Annotated in this window: 16 protein-coding genes; 11 read left to right on the top strand and 5 right to left on the bottom strand. The window is 57.7% G+C overall.

Going from position 1 to position 17,168, the window contains the following annotated elements:
* Positions 1–2: 2 nt before the first annotated feature.
* Positions 3–1,517 (bottom strand): CHAD domain-containing protein, encoded by a 1,515-nt coding sequence (locus AC2FI8_RS01065; protein WP_496776540.1) that lies wholly within the window; start codon positions 1,515–1,517, stop codon positions 3–5.
* Positions 1,518–1,679: 162 nt separating this feature from the next.
* Here AC2FI8_RS01065 and AC2FI8_RS01060 point away from each other — a divergent pair, with 162 nt between their 5' ends.
* The gene (locus AC2FI8_RS01060; RefSeq protein WP_282151034.1) at positions 1,680–2,027 is read left to right on the top strand and encodes a TfoX/Sxy family protein; all 348 of its coding nucleotides are present in this window, start codon (positions 1,680–1,682) and stop codon (positions 2,025–2,027) included.
* Between the two features lie 57 nt (positions 2,028–2,084).
* On the opposite strand, the gene ndk is transcribed toward AC2FI8_RS01060, so the two are convergent.
* Positions 2,085–2,507, bottom strand: a complete 423-nt coding sequence (gene ndk / locus AC2FI8_RS01055; RefSeq protein WP_496722426.1) for a nucleoside-diphosphate kinase — start codon at positions 2,505–2,507, stop codon at positions 2,085–2,087.
* Positions 2,508–2,621: 114 nt separating this feature from the next.
* Positions 2,622–3,824 (bottom strand): multidrug effflux MFS transporter, encoded by a 1,203-nt coding sequence (locus AC2FI8_RS01050; RefSeq protein ID WP_496776538.1) that lies wholly within the window; start codon positions 3,822–3,824, stop codon positions 2,622–2,624.
* A 108-nt stretch (positions 3,825–3,932) separates the two neighbouring features.
* Between AC2FI8_RS01050 and AC2FI8_RS01045 the strand changes: the two genes are divergently transcribed.
* The 8 genes from AC2FI8_RS01045 (at position 3,933) to AC2FI8_RS01010 (ending at position 11,268) form a co-directional block, all read left to right on the top strand.
* Positions 3,933–5,783: an ABC-F family ATP-binding cassette domain-containing protein gene (locus AC2FI8_RS01045; protein ID WP_496776536.1), complete on the top strand. Its 1,851-nt coding sequence runs from the start codon at positions 3,933–3,935 to the stop codon at positions 5,781–5,783.
* Positions 5,780–6,172 carry an ACT domain-containing protein gene (locus AC2FI8_RS01040; RefSeq protein ID WP_496776534.1) on the top strand — a complete coding sequence of 131 codons (393 nt, stop codon included), beginning with the start codon at positions 5,780–5,782 and terminating at the stop codon, positions 6,170–6,172. The genes AC2FI8_RS01045 and AC2FI8_RS01040 overlap by 4 nt, the downstream gene beginning before the upstream one ends.
* The gene (locus AC2FI8_RS01035; RefSeq protein ID WP_058273801.1) at positions 6,169–6,792 is read left to right on the top strand and encodes a MarC family protein; all 624 of its coding nucleotides are present in this window, start codon (positions 6,169–6,171) and stop codon (positions 6,790–6,792) included. The genes AC2FI8_RS01040 and AC2FI8_RS01035 overlap by 4 nt, the downstream gene beginning before the upstream one ends.
* A gap of 39 nt (positions 6,793–6,831) precedes the next feature.
* Complete coding sequence (locus tag AC2FI8_RS01030; RefSeq protein ID WP_058273802.1) at positions 6,832–7,413, top strand: retropepsin-like aspartic protease family protein; 582 nt, start codon at positions 6,832–6,834, stop codon at positions 7,411–7,413.
* 60 nt (positions 7,414–7,473) lie between these two features.
* On the top strand, positions 7,474–8,094 hold the full coding sequence (locus AC2FI8_RS01025) for an ImuA family protein (protein WP_496720082.1): 621 nt from the start codon (positions 7,474–7,476) through the stop codon (positions 8,092–8,094).
* Positions 8,095–8,156: 62 nt separating this feature from the next.
* Entirely contained in the window at positions 8,157–9,371 is a 1,215-nt protein-coding gene (locus tag AC2FI8_RS01020; RefSeq protein WP_496722415.1) for an MFS transporter, read from the top strand.
* Positions 9,368–9,964: a YceI family protein gene (locus AC2FI8_RS01015; RefSeq protein WP_496766622.1), complete on the top strand. Its 597-nt coding sequence runs from the start codon at positions 9,368–9,370 to the stop codon at positions 9,962–9,964. Before AC2FI8_RS01020 ends, AC2FI8_RS01015 begins: the two co-directional genes overlap by 4 nt.
* A gap of 80 nt (positions 9,965–10,044) precedes the next feature.
* A complete protein-coding gene (locus AC2FI8_RS01010) occupies positions 10,045–11,268 on the top strand; it encodes an MFS transporter (RefSeq protein ID WP_496766625.1) in 1,224 nt (407 codons plus the stop codon).
* Positions 11,269–11,300: 32 nt separating this feature from the next.
* Here AC2FI8_RS01010 and AC2FI8_RS01005 read toward each other — a convergent pair whose 3' ends face one another.
* Both AC2FI8_RS01005 and AC2FI8_RS01000 read right to left on the bottom strand, forming a co-directional pair.
* Positions 11,301–12,971 (bottom strand): flotillin family protein, encoded by a 1,671-nt coding sequence (locus AC2FI8_RS01005; protein ID WP_496766627.1) that lies wholly within the window; start codon positions 12,969–12,971, stop codon positions 11,301–11,303.
* Positions 12,972–13,005: 34 nt separating this feature from the next.
* The gene (locus AC2FI8_RS01000) at positions 13,006–13,761 is read right to left on the bottom strand and encodes an OB-fold-containig protein (RefSeq protein ID WP_496766629.1); all 756 of its coding nucleotides are present in this window, start codon (positions 13,759–13,761) and stop codon (positions 13,006–13,008) included.
* Between the two features lie 216 nt (positions 13,762–13,977).
* On the opposite strand from AC2FI8_RS01000, the gene metG reads away from it, so the two are divergent.
* Together metG and AC2FI8_RS00990 are read left to right on the top strand one after the other, a co-directional pair.
* Positions 13,978–15,723: a methionine--tRNA ligase gene (gene metG / locus AC2FI8_RS00995; RefSeq protein ID WP_496776532.1), complete on the top strand. Its 1,746-nt coding sequence runs from the start codon at positions 13,978–13,980 to the stop codon at positions 15,721–15,723.
* A gap of 276 nt (positions 15,724–15,999) precedes the next feature.
* Positions 16,000–17,166 (top strand): efflux RND transporter periplasmic adaptor subunit, encoded by a 1,167-nt coding sequence (locus tag AC2FI8_RS00990; RefSeq protein WP_496722403.1) that lies wholly within the window; start codon positions 16,000–16,002, stop codon positions 17,164–17,166.
* Positions 17,167–17,168: the final 2 nt, after the last annotated feature.

Below are 17,168 nucleotides of genomic sequence, written 5' to 3'. Positions count from 1 at the left end.
CCTCAGCCCTCCTTTTGATGAAACAAACTGCGGAACAGGTGCCGGATGTCCGGGCTGTCGAAATGCTTGAAATTTGCGATGACTCGGTCGCGTTCTGCCTTTTGGAGTTGATCCAGAACAGAAATCAGCCCGCCCACGGACAAGGCCAACTGCGCATTAGCGCGGCCTTGCTTATTGGTGTGCTGTTTCACAAAATTCAGAAGCGCCTCTTGTTGGACTGAGAAATCATTGAACAGGCCCAGATTATCCTGCAGCTTTTTTAATGGCTTGATGATCGTTTTGAATGCCTTTGCGTCGAACAAAGGCGCAAAGAACTCCATAAGATAACGCAGTTTTTTGCAGTCGATCCGCAGATTATGAACATCTTCATCAGGCGTGTCCGAGGTGATACGTCGCGCCAGTTTGCAGGTTTTGCGATATCGCTTCCAGATCAGCGCGCGCGCATATTCATAGGCAGGCCGATCTGCATTTGGGCCAGGCTGCAGGTTTGTCGGATCAGCAAATAGCTCGGTCAACTTTTTCATCTGATTGTCATAGTTTTGCGTCCGAAAACGCCGGGACAGACGGCCAAGTGCCTGACTGCGTTCCTTTTCGAATTGCGCAAACATGGTCACGGCACCCGCATGAAGTTTCGACGGTAACAGGTTGAAGTAACTGCCTTTTTCCAACAGATAGACATCCAAATCCCGTACGCGACCAGTGGGTTCCATCAAACCGGAAAACTCGCGCTTTAATGCAGCGGTTTGTTCGGGTGAGAACACACCCTTGAACAGGCCGATCACAGATCGCACGCGGCGCAGAGAAACGCGGTAGTCATGCAGAAATTCAGTATCGATATCATCGATCACGCCCGCCTCGTTCTGGCGCGCGACCGCCAGATAGGTGCGAATGATGTTGGTGGCGACTTCAATTGATGGTTCTTGTTTACTAACGCGGATTTCGGGCTTGGCCCTGTATATGGTCGCGTCGGGAAACAACCAGTCGAATAATGGCTTCGCCTTGCTTTTGCCAGCCTCCAATTTCGTCAGCTTTTCACAAACAGCCTTATACGCCCGGTCATATCCGCGCATGTGTTGAACGGTTACAACTGTTACCTGCCCCTGATCCGAGGACATCAACATCATCGTGCCGCGCACTTGCGTCTTTTGCAGGTCACCCAGAATGGCAAACGAGCGGTGTTTGGCCCTGCCCGCCCCGACGCTCATCAACGCGCGCAACTTGGGAAAGCCCGCTAGACCTGCCTTGACGGGTCCGACAGGCAATTCCTGCACGAACTTGCCCTTACCCTTGCACCACTGGGTTACGGCTCGGGCACCGTGCAAAAGGATCAAGGACTCATCGGTCTCGATCAAAACTTTGGCAGATGCCCTGAGGGATTGGTCATGACAATCCAGAATATCAAAATTTCCAGCAGGTTCAGCGGCCTCGAACCGCAATGCCAATTCTTTCAAAGATTTAGTAAAACCCGCCTCATCGAATGCTCCCGGGATAACAAAACAGTTTTTGACCCGAGCCATTAAGAGCGTCCCTTTCACCGAGGATCCAGTACGTGATCATGAATTCATATTCCTGCGATCCGATCAACGACTAACTCCGTTGATCAACAGCAATGACCAGAACATCTGATTTAATTCGAACAACCAAATGACTCTGTCCGGTCATTTGGCTAAGACGGGGGTATGTCTGATCCTGTTTCATCGATCCGCAATCTCGGCCCGGCTTTTGAGCAATCCTGCGCACGCGCAGGCATTCATTCTGCGCAGGAATTGCGCGATTTGGGGGCGGATGAGGCCTATGCACGGCTGTTACAGGCGGGCACCCGGCCGCATTTCATCGGATACTACGTATTAGTGATGGGATTGCAGGGGCGCCCCTGGAACGACTGCAAGGGCGAGGAAAAGAAGGCACTGCGCGTAAAGTTCGACGCGATAAAATCCAGCGTCAGCACCGCCCCGGAAACCCAGATGATTTCTGATCTGGATGCGATAGGTATACGCGTTGCGCCGAAAGATCTTAAACAGGTCTGAAACGAAAAAGGCCGCACCCCCAATGGGATACGGCCCTGAACTTCGTCTGACGGCGGATTAGCCGACCAGTTCGATGCCCGAGAAGAAGTACGCGATTTCAACGGCAGCAGTTTCAGGCGCGTCCGAACCGTGGACCGAGTTTTCGCCAACCGATTCAGCAAACTCGGCGCGGATGGTGCCGGGTGCTGCGTCTGCGGGGTTGGTTGCGCCCATGACTTCGCGGTTCTTTGCAATGGCGCCTTCGCCTTCCAGAACCTGCACAACGACTGGCTCCGACGACATGAATTCGCACAGTTCGTCATAGAACGGACGCTCGGCATGCACGTCGTAGAACTTGCCAGCCTGAGCTTTGGTCATGTGGATGCGCTTTTGCGCAACGATGCGCAGGCCAGCGTCTTCGAACTTGGCGTTGATCTTGCCAGTCAGGTTGCGACGGGTTGCATCAGGTTTGATGATCGAGAATGTGCGTTCCAGTGCCATATCGGCCTCTCCTTACTATATGGCGCGAGGTACGCGCCGAAATCCATCGCGCGCCGCCTAACACGGTATGTGCCTCATGAAAAGTGGAATGATTGCGCCAATGGGTCTTGGCGATCAGATTGTGTCCGGCAAGGGCTCTGACGCGTCGATCCGGCGAACGTAAAGCACCGCAAGCAATCCGACAAAGCTGCTGGCAAACATCATGCCCAACACCAGATAGGGCCCATTTTCGGGGCTAACAAATGCGCCGGTCATCAAGGTCAGAATGGCTCCCAACGCCACGATCAGCGCACCAGAAAGCCCCGCGGCGCTGCCTGCCAGATTGGGTCTCACGGACATTACGCCGGCCGAGGCGTTGGCATTCGTCAGCCCGTTACCGAAGCCCACGCAAATGGCCGAGCCGAAGAATACCCAGACTGAACCCAGACCTGCTGTGAACAACAGCAACCCGCAGAAAGGCCCAATAGAGGCAACGACCCGACCGATCAGGATCATCGTCGTCAGCTTCGTGTGTGCTGCGATGCGCCCGGTAATGAGATTCCCCACCATGAAGCCGCCGGTAATAATTCCGATCCCCAGACCCAGCATGGCGGGGCTCAGGTCGAACCAGACCGCAGCGACCAGTGGCGCACCGGTGATAAAGCTGAAGAACCCGCCGATCGAGAATGCCGCACACAGTGCGTAACCCCAGAACCGACGCGCGCGAAACAGATGTGGGTATTCCTTTAGCTGAGCCGCGAATGTTGCAGATCGGTTCGTATTCGTCTCACCCATATCCGCCCACAAGAGCACCAGCATCCCCGCCCCAAGAACCGAGTACAATATGAACCCGGCACGCCAACCGAACAGCATATCCAATGCACCGCCCAGCATCGGGCCAAGCATCGGTGCCAAAGCCATTGCCATCGCAACATAGCCCAGTTTGCTGGCAGCCTCGTTCGGGGCATATAGATCCCTGATCGAGGCGCTGGACAACACGGGTCCGGCCACCACCGCTGCTTGCAACAGACGGAAGCCAAGAAATATCCAGATCGGCTCGGCCAATACGCAGCCAACCGATGCCACTGTGAAAACTGCCATGCAAATCAACAGGATCGGTCTGCGGCCAAACCGGTCCGACAACGGCCCCATGATCAATTGCAACACGGCGGATACCGCCAGATACCCGGCGACTGACAGGTTAATCAGTCCGTAGTCGACCTGAAATCCCTCGGCCATCCTCGCAAGCGACGGCAGGAACATGTTCAACGACAAAACCGACAACGCCGTGGCGAAGATCAAAGTGACCAAAGAAGGAGGCGTCTGAGCCGCGCGCATGATGAAAACCGTCGAGTAATGCCAACCGGATCAGCGCTAACACATTGCTTGGATATTGAACATATCAAGCTGCTGGCGGCGGCACCAAGGCTCTGCTAAGAGCGCGTCATGCTACGGATTCAAGACATAACCTACGCGGTTGAAGGCCGCCCCCTGTTCGATGGGGCCAGTGCGACTATTCCCGACGGCCACAAGGTAGGCCTTGTGGGACGGAACGGCACGGGGAAGACAACCCTGTTCCGACTGATCCGGGGCGAATTGGCGCTGGAGTCAGGCAATATCAATGTCCCGAAGCGCGCGCGGATTGGCGGAGTGGCGCAAGAGGTGCCCTCCTCGGATGTGTCGCTGATCAACACGGTTCTGGCGGCCGATACTGAGCGCAGTGCGCTGATGGACGAGGCCGACACCGCGACGGATCCCACACGTATCGCCGAAATTCAGACCCGTCTGGTAGATATCGACGCCTGGTCTGCCGAGGCGCGCGCGGCCTCGATCCTCAAAGGTCTTGGGTTTGATGATGACGACCAGTTGCGCCCCTGCTCCGACTTCTCGGGCGGCTGGCGGATGCGCGTGGCCCTGGCGGCGGTACTGTTTTCACAGCCCGATCTGCTGCTGCTGGACGAACCGACAAACTATCTGGACCTCGAAGGTGCGCTGTGGCTGGAGAGCTATTTGGCCAAATATCCGCACACCGTCATCATCATCAGCCACGACCGCGGGTTGCTGAACCGCGCGGTGGGTTCGATCCTGCATTTGGAAGACCGCAAGCTGACCTACTACGCGGTTCCTTATGACAAATTCGCCGAACGCCGCGCTGAACGGCTGGCACAGGCGGAATCCGAGAACGTGAAAGCCAAAGCCCGGATCGCCCATCTGCAGAGTTTCGTGGATCGCTTCCGTTACAAGGCATCCAAGGCAGTTCAGGCCCAGTCACGCTTGAAAATGATCGAGCGCATTCAGCTGGTTTCAACCCCTCAAGAGGCCGCTCTGCGCGCGTTCTCCTTCCCAGAGCCGGAAGAGCTGTCCCCGCCGATCATTCAGATTGAAGGCGGCGTGACGGGCTATGGTGAAACCGAGGTGCTGCGCCGCTTGAACCTGCGTATTGACCAGGATGACCGGATCGCGCTGCTGGGCAAGAACGGTCAGGGCAAGTCGACCCTGTCCAAGCTGCTGTCCGACCGCCTGCCCCTGATGGCGGGCAAGATGACCCGCAGCAACAAGCTGCGTATTGGTTATTTTGCGCAGCATCAGGTGGATGAGCTTTATGTGGACGAAACGCCGCTGGACCATCTGCGACGCCTGCGCCCGAACGAGGCGCCGGGCAAGTGGCGGTCGCGTCTGGCGGGGTTCGGGCTGAACGCGGATCAGGCTGAAACTAAAGTTGGTCGTCTATCGGGCGGCCAAAAGGCACGCCTGTCTCTGCTGATCGCCACCATCGACGCGCCGCATATGTTGATCCTGGACGAGCCGACCAACCACCTGGATATCGAAAGCCGTGAGGCATTGGTCGAGGCGTTGACCGCCTATTCCGGTGCGGTGGTTCTGGTCAGCCACGATATGCACCTATTGTCGCTGGTCGCGGACCATCTGTGGCTGGTCTCGGACGGAACGGTAAAACCCTTCGAGGGAGATCTCGAGACCTATCGCACCATGCTGCTGGGACGCGACAAACCGGCCAAAGAGAAACCGCCGGTGATCAAGCCCAAGCGCCCTTCGCGCGAGGCAGTACTGAACCTGCGGGCGGACCTTCGCAAATGCGAGGACCGGATCGAGAAGCTAACGGATATGCACGATAAATTGTCGGCCAAACTGGCAGATCCTGCGCTTTACGAGGACGACAGGAAAAACGATCTTGCAACGTGGAACCGGAAATTTGCCGAAGTGGTCGAAGCCATGCAAAAAGCCGAGGCGCTTTGGGTCGTCGCGGCCGAACGCCTGGAAAAGGCCGAAGCGACATGACGAAACCCGTAGTCGAAACGACTGCCATGATCGCAGGCATGCGCCCTGAACTTCACGACGGGGAATTTGCCTTTGTCGTTTGGCCGCATGACAAAGCCTGGCCCGAAGGGACGCGGGCCAGTTGCATGGAGGCCGAAGGCCTGTCCCTCGTCGTGCCGATCGACGCGGCACCCGCTGGCGCCATCAGTATGAAGTGCATCACCCTGCGGGTTCATTCCTCACTGGAAGGCGTTGGCTTGACTGCCGCTGTGTCCGATGCTCTTGCCCAAAGTGACATTCCGGCAAACATGGTCGCGGGGTATCACCACGACCACGTCTATGTTCCAAGCAATCTGGCGGAAAAAGCTGTGGCCGTTCTGTTAGACCTCCAACAAGGTGCCGGCAAATGATCGACCTCGCCTTTTTCATCACTGCCTTCACCACTCTGTTCGTGGTGATTGACCCCTTTGGCACCGCGCCGATTTTTGTGGCTTTAACTCAGGACATGGACGCCCGCGCCCGTCGCCGGACCGCCTATCGCACCTGTGCCGTGGCCTCTGGCATACTCATTGCCTTTGCCGCCTTTGGCGAAGCGGTGCTGGGTTTTGTCGGTATCTCGATGGAGGCCTTCAAGGTCGCCGGGGGCGCGTTGTTGTTCCTTACAGCATTGGACATGCTGTTCGAACGACGAACCAAACGCCGTGAAGACCGAGTCGAGGAAGAAGAGGAACACCACGACCCGTCCGTGTTCCCGCTGGCCATTCCGCTGGTCGCCGGTCCCGGATCAATTGCGACGATTATCCTGCTGGCCGGACAGCACCCGGGTATTCTTGGCATTGTCGAGGCCTGTATCGTCATGCTGGCCGTCATGGCCGTGGTTTTGACCTTCTTCCTGTCCGGCGGCCTGATTGCGCGCTTGCTGGGCAAAACCGGCCTGAACGTATTGACGCGGCTGTTGGGGATGCTGCTGGCGGCGTTGTCGGTTCAATTCATCCTGGACGGCCTCAAGGCCTTTGGATTTGCGTCGTAAAACCCCATATATCTTTCAGTGAATATGGTGAGGAGCGCTATGGACGGCGACAACATTGGACGTTTGGTATATCTGGCCGTGCTTGGTACGGCCGTTGTGGCGTGGTTTGTCGCGCAAAACCGCCAGTCTTTGAACAAAACGCTGCAACAGGCTTTGGCGTGGGTCTTTATCTTTATCGGTGTCATTGCCGTTGTCGGCCTGTGGGAAGACATCCGCACCACTGTTGGCCCTGCCCCGCAAATGACTGTCACCGGCCAGACCATAGAGGTTCCGCGCGCCTCCGACGGACACTATTATCTGCCCATTGATGTGAACGGAGAACCGATCACCTTTCTGGTGGACACTGGCGCAAGCCAGATTGTTCTAAGCTCGCGGGATGCCGAACGTGTTGGGATTGATCCCGATCAGTTGAATTATTTCGGCCGGGCAAATACGGCCAATGGCGTTGTGCGTACCGCGCCGGTGCGCCTGGACACGCTGGCATTGGGGCCGATCACGGACCAGAATATCTCGGCCTGGGTAAACGAAGGGGAATTGGACAAATCCTTGCTGGGTATGGATTACCTGCATCGGTTCTCGAATATCCAGTTCGCCAATGGCCGCCTGCTTTTGTCGCGTTAAGACGTCCGTTGTCGCAATTCCACAATTGAGAACAAAACAAGAACATGCTAACCTGACAGCATGTCTACACATCTTCTTGGCCGCAAACCCGCACGTGAGGTGCCGGGGATAGATCTTCATCCGCAGATCAGACTGCAACTGGCCCGCGTGCACGAGGCTTGCGGCCCCGCCCGGCGCAGCTTTGCCATGTGGCTGGCGGGGCAGATGCAGGGGCCGGTGCTGTGGATCGCGCCCGCATGGGAGCCCGGCCAGCTTAATCCCGATGGCATGATGGCCTTTGCCGACCCCGCCCGGTTCATCTTTGTGCGCCCGACCCGGTCCGAAGACCTGCTGTGGTGCGTAGAAGAGGCGCTGCGCAGCGCGGCCATGCCTCTGGTTGTCGGTGATCTGCCGGGCGCGCCGGGGCTGACGCCAGTGCGGCGCATGCATCTGGCCGCAGAACAGGGTGGTGCGATGGGGCGGGCTCCGCTTGGGATGCTGCTGACCCCTGGTGACGGTGGTGCACAGGGGGTAGAGACGCGCTGGCACATGGCCGCAAACCATCAGGCAGAGGCCCGGCGCTGGACCCTAACCCGCCGCCGCGCCCGCGCCCTGCCCCCGGTCAGCTGGCATGCCACGCAGACCAAACCGCGAGCCGGTTTGCACCTGCAACAGATCGCCACAGAAGACACACCCGTGTGATCACGCCCCCCTCACGGGGTTTGTGACTGGCCAAAGCAAGGGCCGAGCCCTAGCGTTTCAGGATGAGCCACGCGATCCACGATAGCCGATACTCCTGGCTGCGACTTGCGATCACTTTGATCATCGCAACCGTGGCCAATGTGGGAATGTGGGCCGTCATCGTTGTGATGCCCGCCATCGAAACCCAATTCAACGCCGGACGTGCCGAGGCCGCGATGCCTTACACATTGGCCATGATCGGATTCGCCCTTGGCAATTTTTGGATGGGGCAGTTGGTGGATCGGCTGGGCGTGACCAAGGCCCTGATCGGGGCCGCAATCCTCAGCGCCACCAGCTATCTGTTGGCGACACTGGCGCCCAATATTGTGATGTTGTCCGTCGCACATCTTCTATTGGGCCTCGGGGCATCCATCGGCTTTGGACCATTGATCGCTGACATCTCGCACTGGTTCATGAAACGCCGCGGGATCGCCGTGGGTCTGGTGGCAAGCGGAAACTATCTGTCCGGGGCCATCTGGCCGACCTTGCTGTCCGGCATACTCACACGCGATGGCTGGCAACAGGTCTACCTGACGCTGGCTGTCATAACGTTGCTGGTCGTTATCCCCCTGTCCCTACTGTTGCGTCGACAGGTCCCGGCCGAGGCGCACAGCACCGCAGCATCTGCCGCACAAATCAAGGCGCGCAGCGTTGGTATTTCCCCCCGGGCACTTCAATACATCCTCGGTCTGGCCGGTATTTCGTGCTGTGTCGCGATGTCGATGCCTCAGGTGCATATCGTGTCCTATTGCGTCGGGCTGGGTTACGGACCCACAGTCGGCGCCGAGATGTTGTCCCTGATGCTGTTCGGAGGTGTGATCAGCCGAGTAATATCAGGCATGGCCGCCGATCAACTTGGCGGCGTTCTGACGGTTCTGATCGGCTCGGTTCTTCAATGCCTCGCACTGTTCCTGTTCTTGCCTTATGACGGGATGGTCTCACTCTACCTGATCAGCCTGCTTTTTGGCCTGTCACAAGGCGGCATCGTTCCCGGCTATGCCCTTATCGTGCGCGAATATATGCCCCCGCGAGAGGCCGGCGCGCGCGTGGGGTTTGTCATGATGATGACGATCATGGGCATGGCGCTGGGGGGATGGATGTCCGGCTGGATTTATGACGTTACCGGCAATTACCAACTGGCTTTCGTAAACGGCATTCTATGGAACGGCCTGAACATCGGAATTCTGCTGTTTCTGCTCAGCCGCTCGCGCGCCCACAGACAAGAGGTTTTGGCATGAGATCATTGACGCGGCGCTTTCTGATTGCGGGTCTGGCGAGCCTTCCGTTGGCACGGCCAACTCATGCTGCGTTGGTCCAATATGAATTGTCTCGAGCCGGAACGTCCGTCGGATTTTCCTTCATGCTTTCGGGGGTTGCGCAGTCAGGCACGATGCCGATCCAATCAGCAGATATTCGGGTCGACACGGATCAGTTACAAAACAGCCGTGTCACCGTCGTGCTGAATGTAGCCGCGGCGCGCACCGGCTTGCCCTTTGCCCGCGGCCCGATGCTAAGCAAAAGCGTTCTGAACGCGCAGGAATTTCCGACCATAACGTTCAAATCCACCCGAATTCAGCTTGGCCCAACAGGCCGCATTTCCGAAGGCGCAACTATCACCGGAGACCTGACTGTGCGCGGAGTCACACGCCCGGTGACCCTGCAAGCCAATCTGTACCGTCAACCCGGATCCGAGGCTGATGATCTGAACGCATTGTCAATTCGACTGTCGGGCGCGTTGAACCGTCACGAATTCGGCGCCTCTGGTTATCCCGATCTGGTCGCCGATACCGTGTCTTTGAACATCCGGGCCGAGTTGACCCGCAAGGCCTGACACCCAAAGGACAAAAAACGACGCGCAGAGGTCGAATTATCACGCGCAACGCTCGCTGATGGGGTAATGCTGGGCGCACTATGCGCACGATCATTTCTTTTGCCGCCCTGTTTCTTTCTGTCATTCTTCTGCAGCTCTCGACGGGCGGCGTTGGTCCTTTGGATGCGATATCCGGCATCACGCTTGGGTTCACGACCGGACAAATCGGTATGTTGGGTTCGGCCCATTTTGTTGGCTTCTTCATTGGCTGCTGGTGGTCCCCCCGCCTAATGGGCAGTGTCGGACATTCGCGCGCTTTTGCGGTCTGCACGGCCTTGGGTGCGATGGGTCTTATTGGGCATACGTTGACCGAAAACCCGTACATCTGGGCAGCCCTTCGAGTCGCATCCGGAACCTGTGTCGCCGGGGCCTATACGGTGATCGAAGCATGGCTGAACGCCAAGGTCACAAACGAAACGCGCGGCCGCGCCATGGGGACTTATCGCATCGCGGATATGGGCGCGTCTCTGTGCGCACAGTTGATCATCGCGGTTCTGCCGCCTGCGTCTTATGTGTCGTACAACTTGCTGGCTATTTTGTGCTGCGCGTCCCTGTTGCCGCTGACGTTGACACGGGCCAGCCAGCCGAAAACACCCGACGCCCCTCGGCTAAAGCCCAAACTGGCCTGGCGCAGCTCGCCCTTGGCTGTTGCAGGAGTGATCGTTGCGGCGCTCAGCTCTGCGTCGTTTCGGATGGTTGGTCCGGTCTACGGTCAGGAAGTTGGGCTGGACGTGGACCAGATCGCATTCTTCCTGGCGTCATTCGTATTGGGTGGCGCACTGGCGCAGTACCCGGTTGGCTGGCTGGCCGACAAATATGACAGACGCTGGGTGCTGATCTGGCTGTCCGTTGCTGCGGTCGTCAGCAGCGGTGTCACAATGGCGGCCAGCGGAACAGGAACGGTAGGCGTCATGCTGGCTGCCGTATTCTTTGGCCTGACAACCTTCCCGATCTTCTCGGTCTCTTCCGCTCATGCGAATGACTTTGCAACGGCAGAAGAACGGGTCGAGCTTTCCGCGGCACTCATGTTCTGGTTCGCTTTGGGTGCGATAGCCTCGCCCTATATCTCATCGACACTGATTCAGCAGTTCGGACCCGGAGCGCTATTTGCATTTGTGGCCATCGGCCATGTTTTCCTGATCATCTTTGGCCTGGCCCGAATGCGCTCACGCCCGACGCCCGAAGAGCGGACAAACTATGTCTACGCGCCACGCACATCTTTCACGATTGGTCGTCTGCTGAAACGGTCGCGTGAAAGGAAATAAAAAAGGGCCGGGAAAACCCCGGCCCCTTTCGATTAGTGTTCAGTCCGCGATCCTTCTTCGATCACGCCGCCCTCTTCGGCAGGTTCGACCGTTGATTCAAGCGCACCGTTGACGACACCGCCGACACCGTTTTCCATCGACAAGCCAAGCTCTTCACCCAGCTTCTTGAGCGCCGGCATCTGCACCGCCATTCCCATGATCGAGTCCAGCGCCTGATTGACGACCGGCTTGTCACCGTTCGATGCGCCGCCGCCATTGGCGCCACCGATACCGCCGACCTGATGGATCTTGATCGAGTCGATCTTCTCAGCCGGTTTGACCATCTCCGCAATAATCGACGGCATGGTTTCAATGCGTGCCAGATCAACCTTCATGCGGATCTGATCCACTGACAGCACGTTGTCTGCCTCGACGATCGCACGCTTACCTTCGGCTTCGGCCAGCATGTCGTTCTTCTTGGCCTCGGCACGGATGTTCAGTGCATCTGCTTCGGCCTGGGCCTCTTCACGGCGGGCTTCGGCGCGGTCAGCAGCGGCTTCTTTGTCAGCTTGCGCAGCCAGTCGGATCGCCGTCGCCTGACGTTCAGCTTCACGCGTGGCTTCAATCAGAGCGATCTGCTTGATACGCTCGGCCTCGGCAACCTTTTGCGCGGTAGCCACGGCTTCGGTCGCCTTGGTCGCCTCAGCGCGGGCCAGATCGGCTGATGCACGCGCGCGGCTTTCCTCTTCGGATTTCTGCGCGATGATGATCTGACGCTCTTGTTCAGCCACTTCCAGCTCACGCTCTTTCGAGATCTCGGCCTCGCGGATTTTACGCTCACGCTCGATGTCTGCGGCGCGAATGGCTTCTTCACGGGCGATCCGTGCCCGTTCCGTTTCGCGTACCGAGTCTTCGGTCCGGGCTGCAACCTCGGCCTCTTGCGCCACACGCAGCGTTTCGATCTGTTGCGTCTGCTCGATGCGCGCCTGCTCTTCGTCCTTTTCGATCAACAGCTTCTGACGCTGAGCTTCCATCGCTGCCCGACGTACCTCGACCTCGGCATCGGCATCAATCTGCGCGCGCTCTTTCTTTGAGGTCGCAATCACCTCGGCCAATTTGCGCATACCCACAGCGTTAAAGGCGTTGTTTTCGTCCAGAGCCTCAAACGGCGTCTGGTCCAACGCGGTCAACGAGACAGATTCCAAAGACAAACCGTTCTTCAGCAGGTCTTCGGACACCGCATTCTGCACTTCTTGCACAAAGTCAGCGCGGTTTTCGTGCAGACCGTCCATCGTCATCTGGGCCGCAACAGCGCGCAGACCGTCGATCAATTTGCCTTCGATCATTTCCCGCAGCTGTTCGACGTCGAATGTACGGTCGCCCAGTGTTTGGGCTGCGCGTGCGATGCCCTCTTCTGTCGCCATGACCGAGACGTAGAACTCGACGCCCACGTCGACACGCATCCGGTCTTTGGTGATCAGAGCGGCCTCGCCGCTGCGCTGAACCTCAAGGCGTAGGGTTTTCATGTTGACTGGGCTGACTTCGTGCAGCAACGGCACGACGATAACGCCACCATCCATGATGACTTTCTTACCGCCAGCACCGGTTTTCACCAGGCTGATCTCTCGGGTCGCGCGTTTATAGAGACGGCCAAGCACAAGGCCGATAAACAAAACTACTGCCAGAATGGTCACAACTATGACGGCTAGGAATTCAAGTTCCATGCAAAATCCTCCGTGATGGGGTTAGAAATTTTGGTTATTCAGACATGCCGACCAGAACGAACCGGTCGCGCCGTCGGTCGCGCAGCACCAGCACATCGGTGCCTTGCTTCAGCGCGTCTTTGTCCTGCAGCGGCTCAGCGCGCAGGTAGTGGGCGTTGCCAAAGCGGTCCATGACACGCACCTCAGCCGGGCGTCCGCGCGAAGCGGTGCCTTGGGTGATTACGCCCCGGCGGCGAGCAAGCATCCGTTCGGACATTGCCTCGGTCTCGGTTTTGGGCAGCAAGCGGGCAAAGACCCCGCCAAAGCCACGTGCAAACCAAAGACCAAAGGCACCGGCAGGGATCGCGGCCATCCAGGCAGGCAGGTCGAAGCCAAGCAGATCGCGCAGCGCCAACTGCAGGCCCATACCGGACAGGCCAAAACCCGCCAGCAGAACAACCAGCCAGATCATGAACGGCACTTTGCCGATCCCAAGCCACGCCAAGGGTCCCGAAGGGGCCGCGCCAGGCGCGTCCGCTTCGACCTCGGCCAGCTCAAAGTCACCTAGGTCGACATCGGCATCGATATCCAGATCGAAATCACCAACATCGAGATCCGGGGCGTCAACAACGTCCAGATCAACCTCGCCCTCGCCCGCCATAAGGCTTCCACCCAGGACCAATGCGATCAGTTCCAGCACAAGCAGGCCGAACAGAAGCGCAAGCGCCAAAGTGAAGGGCGCAAATGCACCCTCGAGCAGAAAGTCGAACATCAGTTGTTTGCCCTCGTTATTGTATACTGTGGTATACATGATAGATGGGAACTCATTGTGAAAATTCAAGAGTTTGTGATTCCAATTTACAACTCTGGGGTATTGCATGCGATGAAGACGACGCAATCCAAGGCTGCAACTCAGTCCGATTTTTCCGGCGACCCGTGCCTAAAATGACGTCCGAACCAAAGCCGGGGTTTTGCTGGCCGGTAACATAATGTAGACGGGCGCGCAGACAGTACGCGGAAACGGAACATGGCTCGAATTCTCATCACCTCAGCGATCCCTTACATCAACGGGATCAAGCACCTCGGTAACCTGATCGGCTCGCAATTGCCGGCTGATCTGTACGCGCGCTACCTGCGTGGCCGGGGGAACGAGGTCATGTTCCTGTGCGCCACCGACGAACACGGCACACCCGCCGAGCTGGCCGCAGCGAAAGCGGGCAAGCCAGTGGCTGAATACTGCGCGGACATGTACGAAGTTCAGGCCGATATCGCCAAGCGTTTTGGCATGAGCTTCGATCATTTTGGCCGCTCGTCCAGCGAGCAGAACAAGACGCTGACCCAGCATTTTGCCGGGAAGCTGGACGATGCTGGGCTGATCCGCGAAGTCGGCGAAAAACAGGTCTATTCCAACGCCGATGGCCGCTTTCTTCCTGACCGCTATATCGAAGGCACCTGCCCCAATTGCGGATATGAGCGCGCGCGGGGCGACCAGTGTGAAAACTGTACCAAACAGTTGGACCCGACCGATCTGATCGAGCCGCGCTCGGCCATTTCCGGTTCAACTGATCTGGAGGTGCGCGAGACCAAACACCTGTACCTGCGTCAATCAGCGATGAAAGATCAGCTGGATGCATGGATCGACAGCAAAAGCGACTGGCCAATCCTGACAACCTCGATTGCCAAGAAATGGCTGCATGACGGCGACGGTCTTCAGGATCGCGGCATCACCCGCGATCTGGACTGGGGTGTACCGGTCAAGAAGGGCGATCAGGACTGGCCCGGCATGGAGGGCAAAGTCTTCTACGTCTGGTTCGACGCGCCGATCGAATACATCGCCTGCGCGAAGGAATGGGCGAATGCCAACGGCAGGACCGAGGCCGACTGGGAGCGCTGGTGGCGCACCGACAAAGGGGCGGATGATGTCCGTTATGTCCAGTTCATGGGCAAGGACAATGTGCCTTTCCACACCCTTTCCTTCCCGGCGACAATTTTGGGCACCAATACGTACAACGAAGAATCTGGGTCATCTGAACGTTGGAAGCTTGTCGACTACATCAAGTCGTTCAATTACCTGAACTACGATGGTGGTCAGTTCTCGACCAGCCAAGGCCGTGGTGTGTTCATGGATCAGGCGCTGGAAATCCTGCCAGCCGATTATTGGCGCTGGTGGCTGCTGAGCCATGCACCAGAAAGCAGCGACAGCGAATTCACATGGGAGAACTTCCAACAGTCGGTGAACAAGGACCTGGCGGATGTTCTGGGTAACTTTGTCAGCCGCATTACAAAGTTCTGCCGCTCAAAGTTTGGTGAGGCAGTTCCTGAAGGTGGCGCTTTTGGCGATCGCGAACACGCGTTGATTGATGAACTGACCAAACGCGTCCACGCCTATGAAACGCATATGGAGGCGATGGAGGTTCGCAAATCCGCGCAGGAACTGCGTGCGATCTGGGTTGCGGGCAACGAATACCTGCAAGCTGCTGCCCCGTGGTCGACCTTCAAGGAAGACCCTGAACAGGCCGCCGCTCAGGTACGTCTGGGCCTGAACCTGATCCGCCTCTACGCCGTACTCAGCGCACCGTTCATCCCTGAAGCCTCGGCCAAGATGCTGAGCGCAATGAACACATTGGACACCAGTTGGCCTGACGATGTCGCAGCCGCGCTGGACGCCCTGCCCGCCGGTCACGAATTCACGGTACCAGACGTTCTGTTCGCCAAGATCACCGACGAACAGCGCGAAGAATGGCAATCCAGGTTCGCTGGACAGCGCGACTGATGTTTTGGATCACAACACCATTGTTACGGAGGCCATTTGGCCTCCGTTTTCATTTGAAATGGGGCAAAAACCGGGATTAGGCGCCAAAACTCCATAGGATCTTGGCGTAAGTCCGCCTGAAACCGGAATAATTTCCGGGCACACCACCCAGCTGACGCATTCAAGAAGCTTGAGATAAAGTTCCAAAACGGCCATCCTGCCAAGAAATCAGCACGACTCGTCGAGGCAACAGAGCTGCCCCGGCGCAATATCCTTAGGTCTAATGAGGCGCCCGCCATGTCCCTTGCATTAAAGAATTCATTTTTTCGACACAGAGGTCCGGTCTTGGCCATCGCGGCACTGACCAGTTTGGGCGCCTCGTTCACGGCGCTGGCCCAGGATCAAAGCGACGCGCCGCCGCCGAAAGTGTCTATTGCAGCGGCCTATACTGAAGAAATTACCGATGAGGCCGTGTTCATCGGGCGCGCCGAGGCCATTAACAAGGTGGATATTGTCGCCCGCGTGAACGGCTTTCTTGAAACTCAGGATGTGGAAGACGGTGCGCTTGTCAAAAAAGACGACCTGTTGTTCACCATCGAACCCGATCTTTATGAGGCGACCCTGGAGGCCCGGAAAGCCGATCTGGACCGGGCCGAGGCCAATCTGGAGCTTGCCAAGGTCGATCTGGCCCGAAAGGAAGAGCTGTACAAACGCGATGCCACCCCGGAGTCCGAGCGTGACATCGCCCGCGCCAATGAACTGGTCGCCGAGGCCGAGGTCAAGGCCGCTCACGCTGCCATCCAACAAGCAGAGTTGGACCTGAGCTATACCGAAATCCACGCGCCGTTTGACGGGCGGATTGGGCGCGTAGAAACCAGCGTAGGTGACGTTGTCGGACCAACAAACCCCCCGCTCGTCAACCTGGTAAGCGAAGCCCCTATCTATGTAAATTTCTCGCTGAACGAAAAACAATTCACCTCGGTCCTCGAACAGGTTGGAGAGAGCGCAGCTTCACTGGCTGAAAGCAACAAAAGCCCGAATGTGCACCTCACCTTACCCAACGGAACCAAGCTGGACGAAACAGGCGAGATCGTTTTTGTAGATAACCGCATCGACCCGCTGACAGGCGCAATTACTATGCGTGCCGAGTTCCCCAACGCGGACCGGTTCATCATCGACGGACAATTTCTGAGCGTTCAGATCGAAGCACTGGAGCCCACCCTTCAGGTGCTGGTCCCTCAGGCCGCATTGCAACGCGATCAGCGCGGCGAGTTCGTGCTGGTGGTGAATGACAAGCAGATGGTCGAACAGCGCTATATCACAACTGGCGACGTGGTTGGGACCGCGATTATTGTGACAGATGGTCTGCGCGAAGGTGAAAGCGTGATCGTTGAGGGCCTGCAGCGGGTTCGCCCGGGCGTTGCGGTGGATGCCGTCGTCGCCTCTGAACAGCCGGGAGAATAACG

This window comes from Ruegeria sp. CDSB029 (assembly GCF_059611125.1).
Note: the sequence above shows the minus strand (reverse complement) of the source record. Positions and strands in the feature narration are given on the sequence as shown.